Annotated in this window: 20 protein-coding genes, 3 pseudogenes and 1 riboswitch; of the genes and pseudogenes, 18 read left to right on the forward strand and 5 right to left on the reverse strand. The window is 62.8% G+C overall.

Features of this window, described 5'->3' with window-relative positions:
• Positions 1 to 260: 260 nt before the first annotated feature.
• Positions 261 to 1,151 carry a pantoate--beta-alanine ligase gene (gene panC, locus CKW40_RS36420; protein ID WP_095204521.1) on the reverse strand — a complete coding sequence of 297 codons (891 nt, stop codon included), beginning with the start codon at positions 1,149 to 1,151 and terminating at the stop codon, positions 261 to 263.
• Positions 1,148 to 1,993, reverse strand: coding sequence for a 3-methyl-2-oxobutanoate hydroxymethyltransferase (gene panB, locus CKW40_RS36425; protein WP_095204522.1), 846 nt, complete (start codon positions 1,991 to 1,993; stop codon positions 1,148 to 1,150). Before panB ends, panC begins: the two co-directional genes overlap by 4 nt.
• 408 nt (positions 1,994 to 2,401) lie before the next feature.
• Here panB and CKW40_RS36430 point away from each other — a divergent pair, with 408 nt between their 5' ends.
• A complete protein-coding gene (locus CKW40_RS36430) occupies positions 2,402 to 2,869 on the forward strand; it encodes a Ros/MucR family transcriptional regulator (RefSeq protein ID WP_095204523.1) in 468 nt (155 codons plus the stop codon).
• Positions 2,870 to 3,038: 169 nt separating this feature from the next.
• On the opposite strand, the pseudogene CKW40_RS36435 reads toward CKW40_RS36430, so the two are convergent.
• Both CKW40_RS36435 and CKW40_RS36440 read right to left on the reverse strand, forming a co-directional pair.
• Positions 3,039 to 3,252 (reverse strand): annotated as a pseudogene (locus tag CKW40_RS36435) (cold-shock protein).
• 376 nt (positions 3,253 to 3,628) lie between these two features.
• A complete protein-coding gene (locus CKW40_RS36440; RefSeq protein ID WP_095204524.1) occupies positions 3,629 to 4,414 on the reverse strand; it encodes a GGDEF domain-containing protein in 786 nt (261 codons plus the stop codon).
• 829 nt (positions 4,415 to 5,243) lie between these two features.
• On the opposite strand from CKW40_RS36440, the gene CKW40_RS36450 reads away from it, so the two are divergent.
• From CKW40_RS36450 to nadC, 12 genes and pseudogenes are all read left to right on the forward strand, one after another.
• Positions 5,244 to 6,725: an NAD-dependent succinate-semialdehyde dehydrogenase gene (locus CKW40_RS36450; protein ID WP_095204543.1), complete on the forward strand. Its 1,482-nt coding sequence runs from the start codon at positions 5,244 to 5,246 to the stop codon at positions 6,723 to 6,725.
• Between the two features lie 775 nt (positions 6,726 to 7,500).
• A riboswitch (TPP riboswitch) is annotated at positions 7,501 to 7,617 on the forward strand.
• A gap of 103 nt (positions 7,618 to 7,720) precedes the next feature.
• Positions 7,721 to 9,544 (forward strand): phosphomethylpyrimidine synthase ThiC, encoded by a 1,824-nt coding sequence (gene thiC, locus CKW40_RS36455; RefSeq protein ID WP_095204526.1) that lies wholly within the window; start codon positions 7,721 to 7,723, stop codon positions 9,542 to 9,544.
• Positions 9,541 to 10,540 (forward strand): annotated as a pseudogene (gene thiO / locus CKW40_RS36460) (glycine oxidase ThiO). The gene thiC and the pseudogene thiO overlap by 4 nt, the downstream one beginning before the upstream one ends.
• Positions 10,509 to 10,706, forward strand: coding sequence for a sulfur carrier protein ThiS (gene thiS, locus CKW40_RS36465; protein ID WP_095204528.1), 198 nt, complete (start codon positions 10,509 to 10,511; stop codon positions 10,704 to 10,706). Before thiO ends, thiS begins: the two are co-directional and overlap by 32 nt.
• A gap of 2 nt (positions 10,707 to 10,708) precedes the next feature.
• Entirely contained in the window at positions 10,709 to 11,482 is a 774-nt protein-coding gene (locus tag CKW40_RS36470; RefSeq protein WP_095204529.1) for a thiazole synthase, read from the forward strand.
• Entirely contained in the window at positions 11,479 to 12,084 is a 606-nt protein-coding gene (locus tag CKW40_RS36475; RefSeq protein ID WP_095204530.1) for a thiamine phosphate synthase, read from the forward strand. The genes CKW40_RS36470 and CKW40_RS36475 overlap by 4 nt, the downstream gene beginning before the upstream one ends.
• Complete coding sequence (gene thiD, locus CKW40_RS36480; protein WP_095204531.1) at positions 12,075 to 12,836, forward strand: bifunctional hydroxymethylpyrimidine kinase/phosphomethylpyrimidine kinase; 762 nt, start codon at positions 12,075 to 12,077, stop codon at positions 12,834 to 12,836. Before CKW40_RS36475 ends, thiD begins: the two co-directional genes overlap by 10 nt.
• Before the next feature lie 314 nt (positions 12,837 to 13,150).
• Positions 13,151 to 13,282: pseudogene (locus tag CKW40_RS44905) on the forward strand (IS1595 family transposase); the annotation flags it as partial.
• 275 nt (positions 13,283 to 13,557) lie between these two features.
• Positions 13,558 to 14,526 carry an NUDIX hydrolase gene (locus tag CKW40_RS36490; protein ID WP_095204532.1) on the forward strand — a complete coding sequence of 323 codons (969 nt, stop codon included), beginning with the start codon at positions 13,558 to 13,560 and terminating at the stop codon, positions 14,524 to 14,526.
• A gap of 64 nt (positions 14,527 to 14,590) precedes the next feature.
• Positions 14,591 to 15,565 (forward strand): quinolinate synthase NadA, encoded by a 975-nt coding sequence (gene nadA, locus CKW40_RS36495; RefSeq protein WP_095204533.1) that lies wholly within the window; start codon positions 14,591 to 14,593, stop codon positions 15,563 to 15,565.
• Positions 15,562 to 17,103, forward strand: a complete 1,542-nt coding sequence (locus tag CKW40_RS36500; protein ID WP_095204534.1) for an L-aspartate oxidase — start codon at positions 15,562 to 15,564, stop codon at positions 17,101 to 17,103. The genes nadA and CKW40_RS36500 overlap by 4 nt, the downstream gene beginning before the upstream one ends.
• A gap of 1 nt (position 17,104) precedes the next feature.
• Positions 17,105 to 17,986 (forward strand): carboxylating nicotinate-nucleotide diphosphorylase, encoded by an 882-nt coding sequence (gene nadC, locus CKW40_RS36505; protein WP_095204535.1) that lies wholly within the window; start codon positions 17,105 to 17,107, stop codon positions 17,984 to 17,986.
• Positions 17,987 to 18,132: 146 nt separating this feature from the next.
• On the opposite strand, the gene CKW40_RS43315 is transcribed toward nadC, so the two are convergent.
• Positions 18,133 to 18,441 (reverse strand): hypothetical protein, encoded by a 309-nt coding sequence (locus tag CKW40_RS43315; RefSeq protein WP_143748444.1) that lies wholly within the window; start codon positions 18,439 to 18,441, stop codon positions 18,133 to 18,135.
• A gap of 75 nt (positions 18,442 to 18,516) precedes the next feature.
• Between CKW40_RS43315 and bioB the strand changes: the two genes are divergently transcribed.
• The 5 genes from bioB to bioZ are packed head-to-tail and all read left to right on the forward strand — an operon-like array spanning position 18,517 to position 23,507.
• The gene (gene bioB / locus CKW40_RS36515; protein WP_095204544.1) at positions 18,517 to 19,491 is read left to right on the forward strand and encodes a biotin synthase BioB; all 975 of its coding nucleotides are present in this window, start codon (positions 18,517 to 18,519) and stop codon (positions 19,489 to 19,491) included.
• Positions 19,488 to 20,630, forward strand: coding sequence for an 8-amino-7-oxononanoate synthase (locus CKW40_RS36520; protein WP_095204537.1), 1,143 nt, complete (start codon positions 19,488 to 19,490; stop codon positions 20,628 to 20,630). Before bioB ends, CKW40_RS36520 begins: the two co-directional genes overlap by 4 nt.
• Complete coding sequence (gene bioD, locus CKW40_RS36525) at positions 20,627 to 21,265, forward strand: dethiobiotin synthase (RefSeq protein WP_095204545.1); 639 nt, start codon at positions 20,627 to 20,629, stop codon at positions 21,263 to 21,265. The genes CKW40_RS36520 and bioD overlap by 4 nt, the downstream gene beginning before the upstream one ends.
• Positions 21,262 to 22,527 carry an adenosylmethionine--8-amino-7-oxononanoate transaminase gene (locus CKW40_RS36530; protein WP_095204538.1) on the forward strand — a complete coding sequence of 422 codons (1,266 nt, stop codon included), beginning with the start codon at positions 21,262 to 21,264 and terminating at the stop codon, positions 22,525 to 22,527. Before bioD ends, CKW40_RS36530 begins: the two co-directional genes overlap by 4 nt.
• Positions 22,524 to 23,507 (forward strand): 3-oxopimeloyl-[acyl-carrier-protein] synthase BioZ, encoded by a 984-nt coding sequence (gene bioZ, locus CKW40_RS36535; protein ID WP_095204539.1) that lies wholly within the window; start codon positions 22,524 to 22,526, stop codon positions 23,505 to 23,507. Before CKW40_RS36530 ends, bioZ begins: the two co-directional genes overlap by 4 nt.
• Positions 23,508 to 24,032 lie beyond the last annotated feature (525 nt).

Raw genomic sequence — 24,032 nt, forward strand, 5'->3', positions numbered from 1 at the left:
TGGCGAAACGCTTGGCGATCATCCGGGTGCCCCGTTGAATGGCCGAAACCGCTCGCAAGCGCGAGGTCGCTCGACCAATTCGGAATGAATCCGGCATTGCTGGTGACGTAGCGTGTGAACTCGGCGAAATAGCACCGTGAGGGGAACATGAACCCGCGGACCGCTTCGAATGGGGGTCCGGAAAACTGTGTACGCCACTGCCGGAAACATCCGCGCCATCGGGCGTAGAAAAGCTTTCCCACGGAGGGAGAGTCGGAGACTTAAGCTGCTGCAGCTGAAGCAAACCTTTTGGAAATGTGTTGCTTTGGCCGGACGCACACATTGTCAATTAGCCGGACATCACCCAGCCATGCCGCCACGAGGATGCGTGCCGATCTGTCCGCGGCGTCGAGCGGCGCGAGGTCATCGTCGGCCCGCAATTCAAGATACTCGACTTCTTTGTAGCCGGCCGCCAGGATCGCCTTGTGCGCCTCGGCGAGTACGTCGTCGGCTTTTGCGCCTATCGCCAGCCGCTCGGCGGACGCGAACAGGATTTCCGCGAGGCTCGGCGCCGCTTGTCGCAGTACTGACGAGAGGCGAAGGTTGCGCGACGACATTGCCAGACCGTCGGCTTCGCGCACCGTCGGGCAAGCGACGATCTCGATCGGAATATCAAGATCGCGCGTCAGCCGGCGCACGACGTGCAACTGCTGGAAGTCTTTCTCTCCGAAGAAGGCCAGATCGGCGCCCGTCTGCAGAAAGAGCTTGGCTACGACAGTTGCCACGCCGTCGAAATGGCCGGGACGGTACGCACCGCACAATCCATCGCTCACCCCGCTCACCGAGACCGTGGTGGCGAAACCTTCCGGATATATTTCAGAGGCATCGGGTGCGTAGAGCATATGGGCACCCAGCGGCGCGAGCTTGGCAGCGTCCTCGTGCTCCGTTCGTGGATAGGCGGCAAGGTCAGCCGTATTGTTGAACTGTCTCGGGTTGATGAAGAGTGTCACGATCACCCGATCCACGCGCTCTAGCGCCGCCCGCACCAGGCTGAGATGGCCTTCATGCAGCGCGCCCATCGTCGGCACGACGGCAACCTTGAGGCCTTCGCGACGCCAGGCTGAAACAATGCTGCGCAATTCCGCGACAGTCCGGACGATCGGTATGCTCACGCTGCCTCTCCTCCTTTGACGGTTTTTGGCGCATCGCCGAAGACATGCTCGGCCGCTGGAAAATGGCGCTCGCGTACATCCTGCGCATAGGCCGCAATCGCCGCTTCGGCAATTTGCCCGAGTTCTGCGTAACGCTTGACGAATTTCGGGCGGAAGTCGCCGAACAGGCCAAGCATGTCGTCGACCACCAGGATCTGCCCGTCGCACGCCGGCGAGGCGCCGATTCCGATCGTCGGGACGGCCACCTCCTCGGTGATCCGCCGGGCGAGCGGCTCAGGCACCTTTTCCAGAACGACCGAAAAAGCACCGGCCTGCGCCACTGCCTGGGCATCGCGCCGGATGCGCTCACCGTCCTCGCCCCTGCCCTGCACTCGATAGCCGCCGAAAGTATTGACCGCCTGCGGGGTCAGGCCGACATGGGCCATGACCGGTACGCCGCGCGCGGCGAGGAAATGGATCGTCTCCGCCATTGCCTCGCCACCCTCGATCTTGACGGCGCCACAACCGGTCTCGGCCATCACGCGGGCTGCGTTTCGGAAGGCCTGCTCGGGGCCTTCCTCATAGGAGCCGAACGGCATGTCGACGACCATGAGCGCACGCTTGAGGCCACGCCGCACCGCCTTGCCGTGCAGGATCAGCATGTCGACCGTCACGCCGAGAGTCGAAGGCAGGCCGTGGAGCACCATGCCGACGCTGTCGCCCACCAGCACAACATCGCAGTGCGCGTCGATGAACCGGGCGACCGGGGTCGTATAAGCTGTCAGGCAGACGAGCGGAGCCTGGCCTTTCCGCAAGCGAATGTCCGGCGGCGTGATCGACTTGGTCTCAGCAGATATGCTCAAGCGAAGCCTCCTTCCCTAGCGTTATCCATAGCGAGTGTCGCCTTTGGCATATTTTTGTGCAGATGCGAAGAGCAAACGGCTACGTCTCGGGATAGGCGCCGAAAGGCATGCCCACGGACCATCGGTGCAGTTCCAGCCCCGCTGCACCCTTGCCAGGCGCATTCATTCAGCTCCACCGCAACGATCAAGTTGGATGATAGGCGATCCCGCACTATGGCGGTGCTTTCGCCGACAACCGCAGTGCCGATCAGGTTAGCCATCAACGTGATATGGGCGGGAAGCTTCGCTCCTAACCACGGTGCAGGACGAGCATCGCGACAGTCTTGGCTGGGCTTTATTGCTTTCCGGGGCAACCGCCACTATGTAGCGACACTTCGCCGACTGTCTTTCAAGCATCCGGAGTGTTTCATGACGGAAGAAGCCGACAACAACATGGACGTCCTCATCGAGCTCACCGCCGATGTCGTCTCAGCCTATGTCTCCAACAATCCGGTCCCGGTGGGTGATCTCCCTGCCCTGATCGGCCAGGTCCACGCGGCACTCAAAGGCACTGCCGGCACCAGCGTTTCCGCAGAAGACGCGGAGGCTCTCAAGCCTGCGGTATCGATCAGGAAGTCGGTGACACCGGACTACATCATCTGCCTTGAGGACGGGAAGAAATTCAAATCGCTGAAGCGCCATCTGTCGACCCATTATGGACTGACGCCGGACGACTATCGCGCCAAATGGGGCCTGTCGGCGGATTATCCCATGGTCGCGCCGAATTACGCCGCAACGCGTTCGGCGTTGGCCAAGACGATGGGGCTCGGCCGCAAACCGAAAGAGCCGGAAACGCCGGCGCCGGCGAAGCCGACCCGCAAGAAGGTCGCAGCTTGATTTCAGAAATCGAGGTTTTTCTGGAGCGCGCACGCTGCCATCGGCACAATCTGCATCTGCCCGGAATGTGAAAAGGCGGGGTCCAGCCCCGCCTTCCCTTTCAAACAGCTTTGGTTTTCCAGCCTGGATGCCCCGTGTCCATCGGCTGATGCCAGGACGCTGGAGAAATTCAGCCAGCTTTGCTGAGGCTGCCGGCAGAGGACTTGCCAGTGCGGCGGTCCTGTTCGACTTCATAGTTGATCTTCTGGCCATCGGCGAGGGTCGAGAGCCCCCGCTCGTTCAACGGCGGAAATGTGAACGAAAACATCCTGACCGCCATTGTCAGGCTGAATAAATCCAAATCCCTTACTGCTGTTGAACCACTTCACGGTTCCAGTCGCCATATGCGTGTTCCTTTGTAACAATTGCAACGTGGGCAGGCCGTCCGGCCAGTCCCGATTCATAACCGAACTTTGGAGTTGGGCGCAGCAAAAAACGAAAAATTGCAAGGCCCGGTCGATCGGCGGCCGGCAGCTCGCTTACTGCAAATGCCCCTGTTGTCAGCAAGCACGTCCTGCGCTCCCGCTCCGCGCATGGCCCAGAACGCTCCCGCGATCTGAAGCCCGGGCGGTCTCACCGCTCGGAAGAATTGCCGAGTCAGGCCTAGCGCTGTCCGGGCCGACGTAGCGAATGTCGCACCGACGGCCACCGCTCCACCAAAAAGACCATCGGCACCGGCCGCGGCGAGTTTTTCCATCGGCCTCTCTCCCAGGGGGCCGGTTACGGTATCACGACTCGCAACTTGGCTGCTTCATAATCGAACGAAACGCGGTTCCGCCCACGTTGTTTCGCTTCAAAAAGGCATCGTGCGGCAGTGCGGAGGACATCCTGAGTGTCTGCACCATGAGGGATTTCCGCACCCCCGATGCTGACGGTCACCTTCACGCCGTCCTGTTGCCCTTTCACCCCAGGAATCCGCTCGATATGACGGCGGATCTTCTCCGCAATGGTACTTGCCTGCTCTTTGCGGATGTGGCGTAGCAAGACCCCAAACTCTCCCCCGCCAAGGCGACCGATCCCGTCTCCTGGGCGCGTTATATAGACGAGCGCCTTCGCAATCCGAATCAGAGCTTCGTCACCCTTGGCATGTCCGTGCTTGTCGTTGATTGAAGAGAAGTGATCAGGATCGATGAGGAGAAGGGTATCGCATTCCCCTTCATCGCGGCTTCTATCCATCCTTGCGATGAATTCACCGCGACTAAGGAGTCCTGTCATCGGGTCATGACTCGTGACGAAGGTGAGCCTGCTATGCGTCTCTTTCAGGGCTGCATGAGACTTCTCCAACTTGTCACATGTTTCCTGGATCGTTTCCGCCTGGGTGAAGATGTAGGCACTGACCGGCATCCCGATGAGGATGGGAATGAAGGTGCATTCCACCCAGCTCAGCCAGTCGATCGGCATCTGCAGCGCAAGCCGAGCCGTAAAAGACAAACCGAAGGTTGCGACGACTGCAATTATCGTCACGACTATTGACTTGCCCAGAATACGCCTGCGACGCGGTGTCATGCGGTTCCTTTAGATACTGGCGCTGAACAAGCTCTTACGAAGTCCATTAAGATTATTTCGGACGCGAAGGGCAAGGAAGCGCCACTGTCGCGGTTCAAGGTTGGGCAGCGAGCCAGGTGCCGGCGGAGCGGCTAATTTTAGCGACGGTTAAAATTCGAGTTTTTCGAATCTGCCGGCGTTAGTTTCGGATGCTACCCAGCCTGCGCAGATAGTGAGCGTGGAATATGCGTGGTCCAGGTTGGATTAGAGATATACGGCAGGCTGAGGCCCAGCACATGCGAGATCGAATAGCTTGGCTTGAATGCGAACTGATCAATGCGGCCGCGTCCAAAGGCAAATCCAAGTTGCAAAACGTTGGTCACGAGCTTCGTTCGCAGAAGGCTCGACTGGCACGCCTCGAACAATGCATAGCCTGGATGCCGAAGCGGCTCTAATGTCGCGCCCCACATGCGACGGGTAGATCCGAAGATCGCCGTTGTGGCGGTACCTCGGCTCGCGGTCCAATTACACGCCGCATCTCGCTCGACGGGGCCAACGCCCATTGGGCTCACTTTACGAAGCGCTCTACGGCTCCGATGCGATACCCGAAACGGACGGCGCGAGCAGGGCAAGAGCCATACGACGAATGATCTCCTGGGCGAATGGCTGTGGAACCAAGCCGCTGGCGAACGGTTCGTGAGGCGAAAAGCCGACCGCCGGCCTTCCCCACGGCAGGGTCCACGGGTTCCAGCGACGCACGACTTTTCGTGAGTGGTCCTATGCAAAAGTCACACGTGCGCAGTAGATCCCCACCCGGCCGGACAGGCCGAAAACCTTGAAGGAACCGACATTGCCGCTGCTCCCGCCTTTGATCCCCCATCTCAAATCTCCTGACCTGTTTGGCGACCTTGACCGTCTCCCGGCCCTTGGCACGTCAGTTGGTGAGCGCACATTTGTTGTCCTCAACCCATCGACCGGCGAAGTGCTGGCAGAGCTTCCCGACATGGGAGTCGAGGAAACACGTGCTGCGATTGACAAAGCGTACATGGCGCAGCCTGGATGGGCGGCGCTGACCGCTCGAGAGCGCAGCGACATCCTCTGGCGCTGGCATCAACTGATCGTCGACCACACCGACGACCTCGGCGCGATTCTGACCGCCGAGATGGGCAAGCCACTGGCTGAAGCCAAGTCTGAGATATCGCATGCGGCTGCATATCTGCAATGGTATGCCGAAGAGGCCAATCGCATCTATGGCGAGACGATCTCCGCCCCGTCGACCGACCGCCGCATGCTTGTGATCAAGCAGCCGATCGGCGTCGTCGGCACGATCACCCCCTGGAATTTCCCTGCTTCCATGGTGGCGCGCAAGATCTCGCCGGCTCTGGCCGCCGGCTGCACGATCGTGCTCAAGCCGGCCGAACAGACACCGCTCGTGGCGGGCGCAATGTTCGCCCTCGCCCATCAGGCTGGCTTTCCTGACGGCGTCGTCAATCTGGTCTACGCATCCGAAGGTGACGCGGTTGGCCGTGAACTCTGCGGCAACCCTAAGGTCCGCAAGATCAGCTTCACCGGTTCGACCGAGGTCGGGCGGCTGCTGATGCGCCAATGCTCGGACCAGATCAAGAAGGTCAGCCTCGAGCTAGGAGGGAACGCGCCTTTCATCGTCTTCGACGATGCCGATGCCGATGTCGATGCCGCGGTCGACGGTGCGATCCAGGCGAAATTCCGCAATGCCGGCCAGACCTGTGTTTCCGCAAATCGCCTTTATGTCCAATCGGGCGTTCACGATGAATTCGTCGACAAATTCGTGAAGCGGGTTCGCCAACTTCAGGTTGGTGACGGTTTCGATCCCGCGGTTGCCATCGGGCCACTGATTGATCAGCATGCTCTGGCCAAGATCGAATCCCATATCGCCGACGCCGTCGAAAAAGGCGGTATTGTTCGGTGCGGCGGCAATCGTATCGGCACGAGGGGCACGTTTTTTCAACCAACGGTCCTCACCGGTATTTCCAGCGAGATGACAGTCGCGCAAGAAGAAACGTTCGGACCGTTGGCTGCAATCATCAACTTCGACGACGCCGATCAGGTCGTACACGAGGCCAATGACACGATCTACGGCCTCGCCGCCTACTTTTATGCCTCCAACCTGAAGCGTGTCTGGCGCGTGGCCGAGGCCCTGGAATATGGGATGGTGGGTATCAACACCGGGCGCATGTCCTCCGAAGCCGCGCCCTTTGGCGGCGTGAAGCAGTCCGGCATAGGGCGCGAGGGTTCCCGCCATGGGCTCGAGGACTATCTTGAGATGAAATACCTCTGCATGGGCGGCATCTGAAGCAATTGGTTCAGGGCACTATTTTGTTCGCGCTTTCCTCGCTCAAGTTGTGACGAGGGTGCAAACATCAACGCTGGCGGTATGATGATTGAGGCTCGGATAGCGGTCAGGTATCAGCCCCCCCACTTGCCCGAGTGTGTCGCCACTAACGCCATCTGCCTGGGAGCTCACTGCGCTTTGGCGTACAGCTCTCGACATAGCCAGCCGTCCAAAAGGGAAACGACGGACACTTCGCTTCAATCTTGCCAGCGTCCCTCAAGGCCACTGTTCCGACGGGGGAACAAGCCGGCCCGCCGGGCAGATAAACGGAACCCCGCTTCCGGCGGTTTGAACAGTGTGCTGCCAATGGATCCGCTCGGTGACGCGCTGCCGAGCAGGTGATCGGCGGCGTATATGCGGTGGCAAACAGCATGGCCGCGAGGGTGGTCTGTTTTTCAATTTCGCTTTCGCGCGATCTCCCCGCCCGCGCCTGAGGGAATGGGTGGATAGCGCAGACGACCGCCGACACGTTTGGCGGCGCCTTTTACGCCGATCCTGGTTCGATGCTCTGGCAGATCATCGGACCGGGCGCCTCAGCTATTCGTCGATCTCGACGCACAGGGCCAATACACCTTTCTCGATTCTTGACGAGTCCGCAGAAGGCTTTGGCCATTCCTGCCCTGGTCTCCCGCGCGTGGGCCCCGATCCACGAGCTCTCCATCCGCGTTTGATCAACCCGCCGACTCCAGCGTGTCCGAAGGCGCTTGACAAAGCGGCGCCGGCCCGTTCAATTCGGCGCATTCACCAGGGGAGTCCCGACAAGGGGCTGAGATACTGCTGGCTTTCGCGGCGCAGTGACCCGTTGAACCTGATCCAGTTCATACTGGCGTAGGGACGGTGCAAGCGCTTTGCGGGAATCTATGCCCGAAGACCTGTCTCGAGCAGGTCGCCCAAAGCGTTTTTCATCCTTCCGGCACAGAACTGGGTCTCCAATGCAATGAGCAAAGGAGCCTCAAATGAATGCCTTGACCCCAGCGGTTTCGACCGGACCGCTACCTGCCTCACGAAAGATCCACAAATCCGGCGCCATCCACCCGCAGATCAGGGTGCCGATGCGCGAAATCTCCGTCCATCCGACGGCGGGCGAACCGCCCGTGACGGTCTACGATCCATCTGGCCCATATACCGATCAGACGGTCGAAACGAGCATCGAGAAGGGCCTGGCGCGGCTTCGGCACGAATGGATCGCAGCGCGAGGCGATGTCGAAGCTTATGACGGCCGCCATGTCAGGCCGGAAGACAACGGCTTCGCGGCAGGCGAGCGTCTGACGCCGGAATTCCCCGTTCGCAACCGCCCGTTCAAGGGCAAGGCCGGCAAGGCGGTGACCCAGCTTGCCTATGCCCGCGCCGGCATCATCACTCCCGAAATGGAGTTCGTCGCCATCCGCGAGAACCTCGGCCGCGAGATCCTGCACGGCAAGCTGCACCGCGACGGCGAAGCCTTCGGCGCGGAGCTTCCCGATTTCGTCACGCCGGAATTCGTGCGCGACGAGGTGGCGCGCGGACGGGCGATCATTCCCGCCAACATCAATCACCCGGAGAGCGAGCCGATGATCATCGGCCGCAACTTCCTGGTCAAGATCAACGCCAATATCGGCAATTCCGCCGTCACCTCCTCAATGGCCGAAGAGGTCGAAAAGATGGTCTGGGCGATCCGCTGGGGCGCCGACACGGTGATGGACCTGTCGACCGGCCGCAACATCCACAACATCCGCGAATGGATCGTGCGGAACTCGCCGGTGCCGATCGGCACCGTGCCGCTTTACCAGGCGCTCGAGAAGGTGGGCGGCATCGCCGAGGACCTGAGTTGGGAGGTCTATCGCGACACGCTGATCGAACAGGCCGAACAGGGCGTGGACTATTTCACCATCCATGCCGGCGTCAGACTGCATTACATCCCGCTCACGGTGGAGCGGGTTACAGGCATCGTCAGCCGAGGCGGCTCGATCATGGCGAAGTGGTGCCTGCACCATCACAAGGAGAGCTTCCTCTACGAGCATTTCGAGGAGATCTGCGACATCTGCCGCGCCTATGACGTCTCGTTCTCGCTCGGCGACGGACTTCGTCCGGGCTCGATCGCCGACGCCAACGACGCCGCGCAATTCGCCGAACTGGAAACGCTGGGCGAACTGACGAAGATCGCATGGGCCAAGGACTGCCAGGTGATGATCGAAGGGCCTGGCCACGTCCCCATGCACAAGATCAAGCAGAACATGGACAAGCAGCTCGCAATCTGCGGCGAAGCGCCCTTCTATACGCTCGGGCCGCTGACGACGGACATAGCGCCGGGCTACGACCACATCACATCAGGCATCGGTGCGGCCATGATCGGCTGGTTCGGCACCGCGATGCTCTGTTACGTGACGCCCAAGGAGCATCTTGGGCTGCCGGACCGCAACGACGTCAAGACCGGCGTGATCACCTACAAGATAGCCGCGCACGCGGCTGACCTCGCCAAGGGCCATCCGGCGGCGAAAGTCAGGGATGATGCGCTTTCTCGCGCGCGCTTCGAGTTCCGTTGGGAAGATCAGTTCAACCTGTCGCTCGACCCCGAAACGGCGCGCTCGTTCCATGACGAGACCTTGCCGAAGGAGGCGCACAAACTGGCGCATTTCTGCTCCATGTGCGGGCCGAAATTCTGCTCCATGCGCATCTCCCACGACATCCGTGCCGAAGCGCAGAAGGAAGGAATGGCGGCGATGGCGGAAAAATATCGCGATGGCGGCAATCTCTACATGCCGGTGAGCGACAGTGCGCCTAAAGGACCAGGGCCGTCATGAGGGTGCTGGTCAAAGGGGCCGGCGTCGCCGGCCTCACGGCCGCCTTCGAGCTCGCAACACGCGGCGCGACGGTCACCGTTGCCGAGATTGGGCCTTGCCTTGGCGGCAATGCGTCGTGGTTCGCCGGCGGTATGCTGGCGCCGTGGTGCGAGCGTGAAAGCGCGGAGCAGCCGGTGTTGGATCTCGGACGCCACGCCGCCGATTGGTGGGATGTGGCAACTCCCGGCCAGGTGACACGGGCCGGAACGCTGGTCGTGGCTGCGTCGCGCGATGCGGGCGAGCTCGAACGGTTCGCCTGCCGCACCTCGGGCCATCGTTGGGTCGATGAAGGAGAAATCGCGCGGCTCGAACCCGACCTCGCCGACCGTTTCTGGCGTGGGCTGTTCTTCCCCGGGGAAGCGCATATCGACCCGCGCCAGGCGATGACGGCGCTTCACGACAAGCTTGTCGCGACGGGGGTCGACATCAGCTTCGCCACGGACGCGCGGCAGCTGTCCGGGTTTGAGCACGAGATCGATTGCTCGGGAATGGCGGCGGACGATGAAAGGCTGCGCGGCGTGCGCGGCGAGATGATGATCCTGCACACGCCTGATATCGCGCTGTCGCGCCCCGTGCGGCTGCTTCATCCGCGCTTTCCGCTCTACGCCGTACCGCGCGCCGGCCATTGTTTCATGATCGGCGCGACCATGATCGAGAGCCAATCCGGGGAACCGGTCACGGTCCGTTCGATGATGGAGCTTCTGGGCGCGGCCTGCGCGCTCCATCCGGCCTTCGGCGAGGCCGGCATCGTTGAGACCGGCGTTGGTGTTCGCCCGGCCTTTTCCGACAACCTGCCGCGTGTCGAAGCGCGCGGAAATAGCGTCGCGATCAACGGGCTTTATCGCCATGGCTTTCTCCTCGCGCCGGCCATGGCGCGGCAGGCGGCCGAACTCGTCTTCTCTCACGAACCCATGGAGCTTGCCTGATGAAACTGACCGTCAACGGCGAAGCGCTTGAGACCGCCGTCACAACGCTGGCGGCGCTGCTTGCCGCGCTCGACTATGAAGGCGATTGGCTAGCCACAGCCGTCAACAGCGACCTCGTGCACAAAGCCAGGCGGGCGGAGTTTCAGTTGAGCGACGGCGACCGGATCGAAATCCTCTCGCCTATGCAAGGGGGCTAGCCATGTTCGAGCTTCTCGGAACGACGCTTTCCTCGCGCCTGCTGCTCGGCACGGCTCAATATCCTTCGCCGGCCGTCCTTGCCGATGCGGTCAAGGCGTCGGGCACTTCGGTGGTGACCGTGTCCTTGCGCCGCGAGATGGCGGGCGGCAGGGCCGGCGAAAAATTCTGGTCGCTAATCCGTGCGCTCGGCACGAGAATCCTGCCCAACACTGCCGGGTGCCACTCCGTCAAGGAAGCGGTCAAGACCGCGAACATGGCGCGGGAGGTGTTCGGCACCAACTGGATCAAGCTCGAAGTGATCGGCAACCACGACACGCTGCAACCGGACGTGTTCGGCCTGGTCGAAGCAGCCCGCATCCTGTGCGACGACGGCTTTACGGTGTTCCCCTATACAACCGACGACCTTGTCGTTGCCGAGCGGCTGCTGGCGGCGGGCTGCAATGTCCTGATGCCATGGTGCGCGCCGATCGGTTCCGCCCTCGGACCGGTCAACCTCCCGGCGCTGCGTTCGATGCGTGGACATTTCCCAGGCGTCCCGCTGATCGTGGATGCGGGCCTCGGCCGGCCGTCGCACGCGGCAACCGTCATGGAGCTCGGCTTTGACGCCGTGCTCCTGAACACGGCCGTCGCCAAGGCGGCCGATCCGGTCGGCATGGCGCGCGCTTTCGGCAAGGCGGTCGATGCCGGCCGAGAAGCCTTCAGTTCGGGAATGCTGGAACCGCGCGAGGTCGCCGTGCCATCGACGCCGACATTCGGCAGGGCGGTTTTCTCATGAAGCTCGATCCCTTCTACCTGATCGTTGACAGTGCTGCCTGGATCGAACGGCTGGTGCCGCTCGGCGTCAAGCTGGTGCAGTTGCGCATCAAGACCTTGGATGAGGCCGGGTTGCGCACCGAGATCCGCAGGGCAAAGGCCGTGTGCGCCGCGCAGCGATGCCAGCTCATCGTCAACGACCACTGGCGCCTGGCAATCGAAGAAGGCTGCGACTTCGTGCATCTCGGTCAGGAAGATCTGCAGGCGGCCGACGTCTCGCAAATACGGGCAGCTGGGGTGAGACTTGGACTGAGCACGCATGATGATGCCGAACTGGAGACGGCCAAGGCAGCCAAGCCCGACTACATCGCGCTTGGCCCCATCTATCCCACCATCCTGAAGAAGATGAAATGGGCGCCGCAAGGGCTTGAGCGGATCGGCGCGTGGAGGCGCCGGGTCGCGCCGATCCCGTTGGTCGCCATTGGTGGCCTCAACCCTGACCGGCTCGACGACGTTTTCGAGGCCGGCGCGGACAGCGCCGCGGTGGTCACCGACATCACGCTGAATGCCGATCCCGAAGGGCGCACGCGAGAATGGATCGAGAAGACAAACCGATGGCGCTGAGACAAGAGCCGCATGTGCTTGTCGTCGGTGGATCCGATTCTAGCGGCGGCGCAGGAATCGCGCGCGATATCGAGACGATCGCTTCCATTGGCGTACGCACCTGTCTTGCTGTCACCGCGATAACAGTGCAGACGCACGAAGCCGTCATGGACGTCCAACATCTGCGCCCGGCACTGGTGCGCGATCAGATGCGGGCGGCACTTCAGGCCAACATGGTGGCGGCCATCAAGATCGGCATGCTCGCGACCGCCGGCATCATCGCTGCCGTAGCCGCCGTGCTCCGTGAAAATCCGCAGGTGCCGGCAATACTCGATCCGGTGCTCGCCTCCACGTCGGGCCGGGCACTCCTGGAAGCAGGCGCCATCGCTGCCATGAAGCGCGATCTGGTGCCCCTTTGCTGGCTGGTCACACCCAATCTCATCGAGCTGGCGCTCCTTATCGGCGCGGAGCAAGCGGTCGATGAGGATGAAGCGGTCTGGCAAGGCCAGGAGCTCTTGGCCGCCGGCGCGCAGGCCATTCTGATCAAGGGCGGCCATGCAAAGGGACTTCGATCGACGGATATCCTGCTGCGCTCCGGTCAAGAACCCATTCGCTTCGATGCGCCGCGCCTTGCAGTATCGGTGCGCGGGACGGGTTGCATGCTGGCCAGCGCGATTGCGGCCCATCTGGCGAATGCGAGGCCGCTTGAAGACAGCGTGCGCAAAAGCAAGCTGTTTGTTTTCGAGAAGCTGGAGACCGACCTGACCAACTGAAAGAAAAAACGAGGCCAAGCCGTCGCATCCTACGTGCGAGGGCTTCTTGAGTCGCGGGAGCCGACTTGGGCGCTTCAGGGGCGGCGCGAAACTTCTTCGGCGCTTGCGTTTTGCAAAATCCCACGAAGCGGATCGGGAACCAAACCCAAACGCCCACCCCGCCACAGCGCGCCCAGATCACAACACGTAAACGACGGCGGAATGTCGGGCCATAGATCACAATGCCGGCGAGCATCGCAATGGTCCTGCCGCGGCCGTATTCGCTTTCAGCGGCAAGACTATGTTGGGGACACGTCGCTCACCGTCTTTGAATTGTTCGGACACTGTGGTCACGAGTGCCGGCACGGCAATTGCCTGACGTCTTGCGCGCAGCGATCGGACGACAGATGCGCCGAAGCCCAGATGGCGGAATCGTTATCAGATCGGCGGTAGCTGCCTCTGGTTGACAAGGCCCATACGATTTCGCACTGCCCTTGTTCCGCCCCCAGGTTCGACGGTTTGGCCGTCGAGTACCATGCCGACGCGTTCGTTGACGGGCGATCGGATCGCTTTCGTGTCACCGGCCACCTCGATCTTCCTTCCTCTGCGGTAGCCCTCGCGGGTGTCGCGTTTGGCGCAAGCCTAAAATCCACGCGCCGTAATGTTGACGCGCGGACAGATAAGAGTTCATTAAATCGATTGAGATTGCGATACTGTAGCCGTACCAACAAAATCCGGGAACATGAACGACAAGGCGAAAGATACCAGAAAAGGCCGCGCCGGACGCAAGGCCAGCGAGATCAAGGCGGATCTGATCGCTGTCGTGGTCGCTGTCACTGAAGGGGACCCTTGCGTTCTCACCATCGGGCAGGCCAATGCACTTCCGTCGGGCCCGTTCGAGTTCGATCACCGCTCGCTGCAATCGGGCCTTCGGGCATGGGTCGAACAGCAAACCGGTCAGCCGCTGGGTTACATCGAGCAGCTCTACACTTTCGCCGACCGCGACAGAATCGGCGCCGAAGACCAGCAGCGTGTGATTTCGATCAGCTATCTAGCTCTCATCCGGAAAGAATATGCCATCGCCTCGGCCAAGCCGTGCTGGGGGAGCTGGTACGATTACTTCCCCTGGGAGGACCATCGCTCCGGCACGCCGCCGGTGGTGCTGGATGTTCTGCGCCCACGCCTGATCGAATGGGCGCAAGGCGCGCCAGAGGGCGAGGCGCGTCGCGAGCGCCGCCGGCGGGCAGCAGTCGCCTTCGGCTTCGACGATCGGGGCTGGAACGAGGAGCTGGTGCTCCAACGCTATGAGCTGCTCTATGAGTCGGAGCTGGTTGAAGAGGCGGCTCGCGGAGGGTATGAGGGCGCCCTCACCCCAGTGCCGGGCAGATCGATGGTCGCCGATCATCGCAGGATCCTTGCGACCGGCATTGCGCGGCTGCGCTCCAAAATCAAGTACAGGCCCGTCGTGTTCGAGCTGATGGCGCAAGGTTTCACGCTTCTACAGCTGCAGCGAACCGTGGAGGCGCTCGCCGGCAGGCTCGTTAACAAGCCGAATTTCCGCCGCCTGATCGAGCAGCAGGAACTGGTCGAGGAAACCGGCGAGACCACCACCGAAACCGGCGGGAGGCCGGCGAAGCTTTACCGCTTCCGTCATGCCGTTCTCGACGAGACGGTCATAGCTGGGACAAAATTGCCGCAGACGCGGGGTTGACATCCTTATAGTCGACGTAGATATATCCCCCTTATAACCAGATTGACTATAATCGGAGGCGCCGATGACCCGGGCGTTACCTGCGGCCGCCTCCCTGTACGATCGCGTCAGCCGCGTGATTCCGTTGATCGAATGGCCGGCCTTCAGCGACGACATCGACGCCATCCTGGCGCTGAAGCGTGAGCGCAACGCGGTCATCCTGGCGCACAATTACCAGACGCCGGAGATCTTCCATTGCGTTGCCGACATTGTCGGCGACAGCCTGGCGCTCGCTCGCAAGGCAATGACGGTCGAGGCGCAAGTCATCGTGCTCGCAGGCGTGCATTTCATGGCCGAGACGGCCAAGCTGCTCAATCCCGACAAGACAGTGCTCATTCCAGATCTCGGCGCCGGATGCTCGCTGGCCGACTCGATCACGGCACAGGACGTGCGGTTGATGCGAGAGCGTTATCCCGGGGTTCCGGTCGTCACCTATGTCAATACGTCGGCCGCCGTGAAGGCTGAGTCCGACATTTGCTGCACTTCGGGGAACGCGCTGGCAGTGGTGAAGTCGCTCGGCGCGCCTCGCGTGATCATGCTGCCCGACGAATATCTGGCGAGAAACATCGCGGCGCAGACAAAAGTCGAGATCATCGCCTGGACGGGACGTTGCGAGGTGCATGAGCGCTTCACGGCGTCCGACATTCAGGAACTGCGCGAGGCCTATCCAGGCGTGACGGTGCTTGCTCACCCTGAATGTCCACCGGAGGTCGTTGCGGAGGCAGACTTCGCTGGCTCGACGGCGGCGATGTCGGACTACGTCGGCCAGCACAAGCCAGCGCGTGTGATGCTGATGACGGAGTGCTCGATGAGTGACAACATTGCCGTCGAACATCCCGAAATCGAGTTCGTACGCCCCTGCAACCTGTGCCCGCACATGAAGCGCATCACGCTCGCCAACATCCGGAGCGCACTCGAAGAAAACCGTCACATCGTCATGATTGATCCCCATGTTGCCGAGCGAGCCCGTCGGGCCGTCGAGCGCATGCTTTTCGTATGACACCGGATACCCATGACATTGGCGGGGCACCGATCATTATCGGCGCTGGCCTCGCCGGGCTCATGACGGCGATTCATATGGCACCACAGCCGGTCGTTCTTCTCTCCAGAGCCCCGCTCGGGACCGAAGCTTCGAGCACCCTCGCCCAAGGCGGCCTCGCAGCCAGCCTCGGCGAGGACGACGCCCCGGAACTCCACCTCGCCGATACGCTCGCTGCCGGCGACGGATATTGCGACGAACTAATGGCCAGGCGGGTGATTGAGGCTGCACCTCGAGCGATCGAGAACCTCATTCGTCTTGGCGTTGCTTTCGACCGCTCGACGGATGGGAAGTTGCGGCTCGGCCTGGAAGCGGCGCATTCGCGCCGCCGCATCGCCCACGCCGCGGGCGACGCCACCGGTCGCGAGTTATTCCGGGCGCTGCTCGCCGTAGCGCGGCGAACCCGTTCGATCACAATCCTGGAAGGGATGACGGCCCTTCGCCTGATCGTTGCAGAAGGCAGCATTGTGGGCCTGTTGGCTATCCTGCCCGGCGGCGCGTTCGCATTGCCTACGCGGCGTGTGGTGCTTGCGACCGGCGGCATCGGCGGCCTATTCAACGATACAACGAACCCACTGGCCTCATTCGGGCATGGTCTGGCGCTGGCCGCCTGCGCCGGCGCGGAGCTTGCCGATCTTGAATTCGTGCAGTTCCATCCGACCGCCCTCGACAGCCCACGCCGGCCAATGCCGCTTGTGAGCGAAGCCGTGCGCGGCGAAGGTGCAGTGCTCGTCGACGAACACGGTCAGCGCTTCCTTGCCGATACGCCCGGCGCCGAGCTCGCCTCGCGTGACGTGGTCGCGCGGGCCATCTCCTGTCAGCTCACCGCGGGACATCGTGTCTATCTCGATGCCCGGCAATGCCTTGGCCCGAAATTCGCAAAACGCTTTCCAACAATCGACGCGGCTTGCCGGCAGGCCGGCATCGATCCGGCCGTCGAGCCGATCCCTGTGCGTCCCGGGGCCCATTACCACATGGGGGGAGTGGCCGTGGATGCCGAGGGCCGCAGTTCCGTTAGCGGCCTGTGGGCGTGCGGCGAGGTTGCATGTACCGGCCTGCACGGCGCCAACCGGCTGGCCAGCAACTCTCTGACCGAAGCCGTTGCGACCGCCGCGTGGGTAGCGGCAAGCGTCGGTGGCACTTGCGCCGGCTGGCAGTGGCCTAGGCTTCCCGCAATCGTTTCAGTACGACCGGACCCTTCACCTATGCGCCAACCCGTCTCGAATGCGCTTGGCATCGTCCGTAACGGCAAGGGGCTGCGCCACGCCGTGGCGGCTCTGCTGCCGATCGCCGTTGGCGAGACGGCGGCGGCCGACCCGGCACTGGTGGCGATGTTGATCGCGATTGCGGCGCTTCGACGCCAGGAGAGCCGCGGCTCGCATTACCGGTCCGATTTCCCCGGGCGCGATGCTGCCGCCCTCCCCTCGCGACTGACGCTCTGCACAGCCTTTGAGAATGCCGTCGCGCTCAGCTGGCAAGCATCCGAACGGAGCTTTTGATATGACTTCACTTGCACCGCTTCCCCAGATCATCATGGAACCCATCGTGCGCAGCGCACTGCTGGAGGACTTGGGCAGAGCCGGCGACATCACGAGCGATGCAATCATCCCCGCCGACTGCAAAGCGACGTTTGCACTGAACGCCAGGCAGGCTGGCGTCGTCGCCGGGCTTGATCTGGTCATGTTTGCTTTCCTGCTCGTCGATCCTGGCATCAGCATACAGTTGCGGTGTCCGGAGGGCGGCAAAGTGTCGTCCGGGGAAACCATCGCGAATGTCAGCGGACCGGCGCGCAGCCTGCTGGCGGCCGAGCGGACGGCGCTCAATTTCCTCTCCAGGCTGAGCGGCATTGCGACGGCTACCGCCGCGCTTGTCGATGCGGTTCGCGGGCATAACACGAAGATCGTGTGCACACGAAAGACGACGCCCGGCCTGCGTGTCCTGGAAAAATATGCCGTACGTGCCGGAGGCGGCGCCAATCACCGCTTTGGGCTCGACGACGCCGTGCTTATCAAGGACAACCACATCGCCATTGCGGGCGACATTCGTACCGCAATCGAGCGGGCGCGTGGCGCCATAGGCCACATGGTCAAGATCGAGGTCGAGGTCGACACGCTGGAACAGCTTGAGATGGCGCTGCAAGTGGGCGTCGACGCCGTGCTTCTCGACAACATGTCGGTCGAGGAGCTTGCTCAGGCTGTCGCGCTGGTCGGGGGCCGAGCGATCACGGAAGCCTCCGGTCGGGTAACGCTGGCGAGCGCCGCGGCAATAGCGACGACTGGCGTCGACCTTATCTCGGTTGGCTGGCTGACCCACAGCGCGCCGATCCTCGATATCGGAATGGATGTGCCAGTGGGTGCCAACTGCGGCAGGCGTCTGAACTGATGGGGCGGATATGATCCGCTCTTGGCGGGAATGGGCGAGTGGCAAGCGCGCCAGCACCACTCCTCCAGGTGCCTCCCAAAGCAAGGTTGCGGGCTGCCAGGCGATACGATCCAGATTGGCGAGGGGGAGAGATGACGGACAATGAACTAACGAAAGCCCGCGGCGAAGCACTTGGCGTTATCGTCTGCCGGCTCGACGAGCTGCGCCAGATGGCCGCCTCTCACGGGCTGGAATTGCTCGGTCATCTGCTGGACGTCGCCTTCACCGAATCCTGCGACGCAATCAGAAGGGAGCGTTCCTGCGCTCGAGGCGAAACAATGGATGCAGTGGCCCGCGCTGACGATACGTGAGTTGAGCCATTGCCGGCAGCAGCCAGGGCCTTTTGTTTTGAATGAAACCGGTAATCGCGCCTCCATATGGGGCACTTCTCGCTGCACAGGCTTGTCGATCAGCAACCCTGCAAGGCTCCCGGTCAAGGAGAGATGATTTTGGAGGACAAGGTGGATATCAAGCCCGAACTCACCCCGGACATGACCTCGGATCCAATCGGTTGGGCGCTTCCGCCCTGGACGCGAGAGGAAGCCCAGACGGTCCACGACCTACCCTTCAACGACCTGCTCTTCCGGGCCCAAACGGTCCATCGCGAGAATTTCGATCCCAACCGGGTGCAGCTGTCGCGCCTGCTCTCGATCAAGACCGGCGGTTGCCCAGAAGATTGCGGCTATTGCAGCCAGTCCGCGCATCATCAGTCCGGGCTCAAGGCGTCGAAACTGATGGAGGTTGAACGCGTCGTCGCCGAAGCCAGGAAGGCGCGCGACGCTGGCGCCACGCGTTACTGCATGGGGGCCGCCTGGCGCAGCCCCAAGGAGCGCGACATGGAGACGGTGGTCGCCATGGTCGAGGGTGTGAATGCGCTCGGCATGGAGACCTGCATGACGCTCGGCATGCTCGACGTGCCCCAAGCGCAGCTGCTCAAGCAAGCCGGCCTCGACTACTACAACCACAACATCGACACCTCCGAGCGCTACTACAGCGAGGTCATCTCGACCCGGACTTTTGCCGACAGGCTGGACACACTTGCTAATGTCCGTGACAGCGGCATCAAGGTCTGCTGCGGCGGTATCGTCGGCATGGGCGAGGAGAAGGCCGACCGGATCGACATGCTGCTGACGCTGGCCAACCTGCCCGAGCCGCCCGACAGTGTGCCGATCAACATGCTGATCCCGATCGAGGGCACGCCGCTCGGCGAGGCCGAGCCCATCGAACCGATCGAATTCGTGCGCACGATCGCGCTTGCCCGCATCATGATGCCGAAATCACATGTACGGCTCTCGGCCGGCCGCACGGCGATGAGCGACGAGATGCAGGCGCTGTGCTTCTTCGCGGGCGCCAACTCCGTCTTCGTCGGCGATACCTTGCTGACCGCCGAAAATCCGGCTGAGGACAAGGACAGCGCTTTGTTCCGCCGGCTGGGCATCAAGCCTTTTGCGCACGAAGCCCAGTGAACGGCAGGGCCTTGCTCGAGCGTTACGAGGCGGGCCTGCGCGGGCTGGCCCGTAAAAACCGGTTGCGGACCCTGAGCAGCCGTTCGGGGCTTGATTTCGCCTCCAACGACTATCTCGGCCTCGCCCGCTCGAAGCGTATAGCGGAGGCAGTCACGGCGGCACTCGCCGCGGGCACGCCCGTCGGGGCGACCGGCTCGCGGCTATTGCGCGGCAACGCGCCCGAACACGAGGCGCTCGAAGCCAAGGCGGCCGAGTTCTTCGGCGCCGAGCGCGCGCTCTTCTTCGGCGGCGGCTATGTCGCCAATTTCGCGGTGCTCACGACGTTACCGCAGAAGGGCGACCTGATCGTGCTGGACAGGCTCGCCCATGCCAGCGCGCATGAGGGAGCGCGAGCCGCCCGCGCCGAAATGACGGAAGCCGCGCACAACGATGCGGCCGCCGTGGACGACGCAATCCGGGCATGGCGCGCCAAAGGTGGCGCCGGTCACGCCTGGATCGTCGTCGAGAGCCTCTATAGCATGGACGGCGACCGGGCGCCGCTTGGTGAACTGATCGCCGTCGCGGACCGCCACGATGCCTTCCTGTTCGTCGACGAGGCGCACGCCACCGGCGTCCAAGGCCCGGACGGGCGCGGGCTCGCGCACGACCTCGAAGGCCGCGAAAATGTCGTGGTGCTGCACACCTGCGGCAAGGCGTTGGGCGCCTCAGGCGCGCTGGTCACCGCGCCACGCGTGCTGTGCGACTATCTCGTCAACCGCTGCCGTCCCTTCATCTACGCCACCGCGCCCTCGCCGCTGATGGCCGTGGCGGCGGCAACGGCGCTCGATATCATTGCCGACGAGCCAGAGCGCCGTGAGCGGCTGGCGAGGCTGGTTGCGCTTGCAGGCAAGAGGGCCGGGAAGCTGGGCCTGCCCGCGAGCGGTTCGCAGATCCTGCCGATCCTCGTCGGCGACAATGCCCGCGCCATGGCGCTGGCGCAGGCTTTGCAGGCGCGCGGTTTCGACGTGCGCGGCATCCGCCCGCCAACCGTGCCCGAGGGGACGGCGAGGCTGCGGGTGTCGCTGACGCTGAATGTCCGTGAAGACGATGTTTCGGCGCTGTTCGATGCGCTTGCCGAGGAATGGGAGCGCGCGCGATGACCGTGCAAGTCGTCGTAACCGGCACCGACACCGGCATCGGCAAGACCGTTTTTGCGGCCGGTCTGGCCGGCCTGCTCGACGGCTTCTATTGGAAACCGGTTCAATCGGGTCTCGACGAGGAGACTGATAGCGAGGTCGTTGCCCGGCTTTCGGACCTGCCTTCAGGGCGCGTCCTGCCGGAAGGCTACCGTCTGAAGAGGCCTCTGTCGCCGCATCGGTCGGCCGAACTCGATGGCGTTGCGATCGAAGCAGCAAAGCTCTCGCTTCCGGAGTTGCCGGGCCCGCTCATCATCGAAGGCGCCGGCGGGCTGATGGTGCCGCTCAATCGGCAGACCAGGTTCATCGATGTTTTTCAGAAATGGCAGTTGCCAGTCGTCCTTTGCGCCCGCACGGCGCTCGGCACCATCAACCACACCCTGCTTTCGCTCGAGGCCCTGCGCACCCGCTCCATACCGCTGCTCGGCATCGCCTTCATCGGCGAGGAAATGGCCGACACGCAAAGGACGATCGCCGAGATGGGCAAGGTGCGCGTGCTTGGCCGCTTGCCGCGTCTGGACCCGCTGACGCCCGAGGCGCTTTGCGCGGCCATGCGCGCCGCGTTCAGCGCCGCCGACTTCATGGAGATCCCACAATGAGCCGCTCCGCTGTCTGGCACCCCTTTACACAGCATGCCACCGAGCCGGTGCCGCCGACGATCGTGCGCACCGACGGCGCCTATGTCGAGACCCGCGAGGGCAAGCGCATACTCGATGCGATCTCCTCCTGGTGGGTCGTCACTCACGGTCACCGCCATCCGAAGATCGTGGAGGCGATCGGCAACGCAACCGAAACACTCGATCAGGTGATCTTTGCCGGCTTCAGCCACGAGCCGGCCGAGCGACTGGCCTCAGCGCTGGTCGACATGACGCCGCCGGGCCTGGACTGGGTCTTCTATTCCGACAGCGGCTCGACAAGTGTCGAGGTGGCGCTGAAAATGGCGCTGGGCTTTCACCGCAACAATGGCTTCCCGCGCGCCCGCATCGTCGTCATGGAGGATAGCTACCACGGCGACACGTTCGGCACGATGAGTATCGGCGCACGTGGCGTCTTCAATGCCGCTTACGAGCCCCTGCTGTTCGAGGTCGACGCCATCCCCTTCCCCGCCGCGGGCCGGGAGCAGCAAACGCTCGATGCCTTCGAACGGCTCACGCGCCACCGCAAGGCTGCCGCGTTGATTGTCGAGCCGCTGGTGCTTGGCGCCGGCGGCATGCGGATGTATCCGGCTTCAGTTCTCGCCGAACTCAAACGCATGGCCGAGCGCTCCGAAACGCTGTTCATCGCCGACGAGGTCATGACCGGCTGGGGCCGCACCGGCACGATGTTCGCCTCCGAACAGGCAGGAATTGCGCCCGACATATTGTGCACCTCCAAGGGTCTGACGGGCGGCTCGTTGCCGCTTGCGGCGACGCTTGCCACCGACGCGATCTTCCGCGCGCACTATTCCAACGACCGGACCAAAACCTTCTTCCATTCGAGCTCATACACGGCGAACCCGATCGCTTGCGCGGCAGCACTCGCCAATGTCGGCATCTGGCACGATGAGCCAGTGGCTGAACGCGTGGCTGCCCTGTCGCGGATGCAGGCGCGGAAGATTGCGCGATTCAAGGGGGACGCGCGTTTCGAGAATGTGCGCACGACCGGCACCATCGCCGCGCTCGACCTCAGCGTCGGCAAGGCCGGTTATCTGGCCGAGGTCGGCCCGAGGCTGCGCGCCTTCTTCCTCGAGCGCGAATTGCTGGTCCGCCCCCTCGGCAACGTCATCTACGTGCTGCCGCCCTACTGTGTGACATCGGACGAACTCGACCGTCTCTATGCGACAATAGACGAGGCGGCCGCATTTGTGAGCGACAAGAGATGAACCGCACGGCGCGCATCATAGGCCTTGGCCATCACGTCCCGGCTCGAAAGGTCGGCAATGCCGAGATTGAGGTAAGCCTCGGGCTGGAACCAGGCTGGATCGAGGAGCGCACCGGCATCCGCTCGCGCTTCTGGGCGGAACCTTCCGACACGCTTTCCGGGCTGGCGGCCAAAGCAGGCGAAATGGCGCTTGAGGCGGCCGGCATCGACCGCAAGGAGATCGGCCTGCTCCTGCTCGCCACGTCGACGCCTGACCACCTGCTGCCGCCGAGCGCGCCGCTGGTGGCGCACAAGCTTGGCCTCGAAAAGGCCGGCGGGGTCGACCTGGCGGGCGCCTGCGCGGGCTTCGTCTACGCCATGACCTTCGCCGACGGATTTGTGCGCCTTAACAACAAGCCGGCGATCGTCATCGCCGCCAACATCTTGAGCCGCCGGATCAATCCGGCCGAGCGGGCGAGCGCCGTGCTGTTCGCCGATGCCGCGGGCGCCGTGGTGCTTGACCCGGCAATCGATCCCGGCCTCGGCATCCTCGGCTCATCTTTTGCCGCGGACGGTTCCGCCTACGACCTGATCCGCATCCCTGCCGGCGGCAGCAACCGTCCGTTCTCCGATGAAATCGACATTGCCGAAACGCGTATGACGATCACGAATGGCCGCGAAGTCTTCGCCAAGGCGGTCGAGATGATGAGCCGCTGTTCCCTGGAGGCGCTGGCAGCGGCCGGCCTGGCCAGTTCAGACGTCGCCCGTTTTGTGCCGCACCAGGCGAATGCCCGCATCTTGAATGCTGTCGGCAAGTCGCTCGGCATCGAGGACGAACGCATAGTCAAGACCATCGCCGACCATGGCAACTCGTCGGCGGCAACCATCCCCCTGTCGCTGTCGATCGCGCATCGCGCAAAACCAATTCGGCCGGGCGAGAAATTGCTGTTGGCGGCAGCTGGCGCGGGCCTGACCGGCGGGGCCTTGGTGGTTGGGACGTAGCCGGTGACCATCATCCGACTCAGAGTCGGTTGCTATGGTGGAGATCCAATGTCTGCGCGCTGTCCTGCTGATTTGGCCGAGCCCCTCTTTTCGTATGGAGGCTCGGTTGGAGACTTCCTTGGCGCCTTGCCCATGGAAAGTGGCAGGATCACAGCCTCGCAGGAGCATGGCAAATTTTCGATGGCCCCTACAAGACCGAGACGAAACCCTCGTGCTGGAAAAAATGCACCACCCTTCTGACGTGCGGCAAGCGATTTTCATGCCGGATGCCGCAGGCGCCAGCAGAGGGCAGATCGATGTTCGCCCCCCGAACCGATCCGCGATCGCGTCATGTGGCACCGTTGCAGGACGATGTTGCTTTGACGCTGGAAGCTTCGAAGTTTCTTTGGGTGTGACGTTTGGACTTCGTGGATCGGAACGTATCCTGGGGGGATCGTCCTTGCCGATCAGCGTGTTTGAGAACATTCGCGGAAGATGTCTGGCGTTTCCCACGGACAAGCCATCAATGCGTCATCCTCACTCGAC

The sequence above is a fragment of the Mesorhizobium carmichaelinearum genome (genome assembly GCF_900199455.1).
Classification (GTDB): Bacteria; Pseudomonadota; Alphaproteobacteria; order Rhizobiales; family Rhizobiaceae; genus Mesorhizobium; species Mesorhizobium carmichaelinearum.

What these genes read in the sequence shown, in the direction of transcription:
- CKW40_RS36430 (WP_095204523.1), top strand. Translation starts at nt 2,402, where the DNA reads ATGACGGAAGAAGCCGACAACAACATGGACGTCCTCATCGAGCTCACC.
- CKW40_RS36440 (WP_095204524.1), bottom strand. Translation starts at nt 4,414, where the DNA reads ATGACACCGCGTCGCAGGCGTATTCTGGGCAAGTCAATAGTCGTGACG.
- thiC (WP_095204526.1), top strand. Translation starts at nt 7,721, where the DNA reads ATGAATGCCTTGACCCCAGCGGTTTCGACCGGACCGCTACCTGCCTCA.
- thiS (WP_095204528.1), top strand. Translation starts at nt 10,509, where the DNA reads ATGAAACTGACCGTCAACGGCGAAGCGCTTGAGACCGCCGTCACAACG.
- CKW40_RS36470 (WP_095204529.1), top strand. Translation starts at nt 10,709, where the DNA reads ATGTTCGAGCTTCTCGGAACGACGCTTTCCTCGCGCCTGCTGCTCGGC.
- CKW40_RS36475 (WP_095204530.1), top strand. Translation starts at nt 11,479, where the DNA reads ATGAAGCTCGATCCCTTCTACCTGATCGTTGACAGTGCTGCCTGGATC.
- thiD (WP_095204531.1), top strand. Translation starts at nt 12,075, where the DNA reads ATGGCGCTGAGACAAGAGCCGCATGTGCTTGTCGTCGGTGGATCCGAT.
- CKW40_RS36490 (WP_095204532.1), top strand. Translation starts at nt 13,558, where the DNA reads ATGAACGACAAGGCGAAAGATACCAGAAAAGGCCGCGCCGGACGCAAG.
- nadA (WP_095204533.1), top strand. Translation starts at nt 14,591, where the DNA reads ATGACCCGGGCGTTACCTGCGGCCGCCTCCCTGTACGATCGCGTCAGC.
- CKW40_RS36500 (WP_095204534.1), top strand. Translation starts at nt 15,562, where the DNA reads ATGACACCGGATACCCATGACATTGGCGGGGCACCGATCATTATCGGC.
- nadC (WP_095204535.1), top strand. Translation starts at nt 17,105, where the DNA reads ATGACTTCACTTGCACCGCTTCCCCAGATCATCATGGAACCCATCGTG.
- bioB (WP_095204544.1), top strand. Translation starts at nt 18,517, where the DNA reads ATGACCTCGGATCCAATCGGTTGGGCGCTTCCGCCCTGGACGCGAGAG.
- bioD (WP_095204545.1), top strand. Translation starts at nt 20,627, where the DNA reads ATGACCGTGCAAGTCGTCGTAACCGGCACCGACACCGGCATCGGCAAG.
- CKW40_RS36530 (WP_095204538.1), top strand. Translation starts at nt 21,262, where the DNA reads ATGAGCCGCTCCGCTGTCTGGCACCCCTTTACACAGCATGCCACCGAG.
- bioZ (WP_095204539.1), top strand. Translation starts at nt 22,524, where the DNA reads ATGAACCGCACGGCGCGCATCATAGGCCTTGGCCATCACGTCCCGGCT.